Annotated in this window: 1 protein-coding gene; it reads right to left on the bottom strand. The window is 48.3% G+C overall.

The window, feature by feature from the left end; translation table 11 throughout:
* Positions 1 to 17: 17 nt before the first annotated feature.
* Positions 18 to 1,040, bottom strand: a complete 1,023-nt coding sequence (gene gap / locus B2633_RS01670; RefSeq protein ID WP_483168811.1) for a type I glyceraldehyde-3-phosphate dehydrogenase — start codon at positions 1,038 to 1,040, stop codon at positions 18 to 20.
* Positions 1,041 to 1,254 lie beyond the last annotated feature (214 nt).

Here is a 1,254-nt window from a genome sequence, read left to right as displayed (position 1 = left end):
TGTGTCACTTTACATACTTACATCCCGGAAGCCTTCGCAAGTATGGCCTGGCCTATCATTTTGGCCATATCAACAATGCGGCAGGAATAACCCCATTCATTGTCATACCAGGCGAAGACTTTCATGTAATCATCGTCGCCCATGGTCATCAGCGAGTCAACAATCGCTGAGCTGGGATTATGGTTAAAATCGGATGAAACCAGCGGTTCAGTACAATACTCAATATAGTTCTTCATGTAAGTTTCGGAGGCTTCGCGCAGAGCTTCGTTGACGATTTTTACGTTGACACTCTTTTCAAGCAATACCGCGAAGTCAATTATTGAAACGTTCGGTGTCGGAACTCGTAAGGCAATACCATCCAGTTTGCCAGCCAATTCTGGCATTACGATGCCGATCGCCTTCGTGGCACCGCTCTTGGTGGGGATAATCGATTGGCCGCAAGCCCGTGCCCGGCGCAAGTCTTTATGGGGGTTGTCTAAAATCTTCTGATCACTAGTGTAGGCATGAAAAGTAGTCATAAGTCCGCGTTTGATACCGAATTCTTTATTTAATACAAGTGCTACAGGAGCCAGACAGGTTGTCGTACAAGAAGCTCCGGAAATAATGTGATGTTCTTCCGCGTTATAAAGGTGATCATTGACCCCCATGACCATCATGAGATCAACGCCGTCAGCAGGCGCGGTGATCAGCACTTTTTTGGCGCCAGCTTTCAGATGCTGTCCAGCCAGTTCAGCAGTACGGAATTTGCCGGTAGCCTCAATGACAACATCGATGTCCATCTCGCTCCAAGGCAGGCGGGACGGATCGCGGTCGGCGGTCAGCCGCACACGCTTCCCGTTTACCAACATACTGTTTTCGTCAGGTCGGATATCGGCTTCGCATCGACCGTGAATAGTATCATACTTGGCCATGTGTGCCAGAATTTCAGGTGAATAACTGGCGTTCACGCACACAATTTCAAGGGTCGGATCTTGCAGAGCTCTACGAAACACCATGCGGCCGATCCGTCCAAAGCCATTGATCGCTAACTTGACTGGCATAGTAATCCCCTTTCCCAAGACTTATGATCCTACCTTGATCTTATGATGAGTATCCAGATCTTACAAGCGCTGGAAAAGGGCTATTTTTCGGTTTAAATCAGAAAGCGGGACGTTTTCTGTCCCGCTTACCGGATAGCTCAAGTATGCGCTGAAATCGGGTTAGGCTTGGCAGAAATCGCAAAGATAGACACTTCCGCCAAGATAGGCCTCTTTT

The sequence above is a fragment of the Syntrophomonas sp. UBA1041 genome (assembly GCF_002316705.1).
Classification (GTDB): domain Bacteria; phylum Bacillota; class Syntrophomonadia; order Syntrophomonadales; family Syntrophomonadaceae; genus DTU019.
Note: the sequence above shows the minus strand (reverse complement) of the source record. Positions and strands in the feature narration are given on the sequence as shown.

What these genes read in the sequence shown, in the direction of transcription:
- gap (WP_483168811.1), bottom strand. Translation starts at nt 1,040, where the DNA reads ATGCCAGTCAAGTTAGCGATCAATGGCTTTGGACGGATCGGCCGCATG.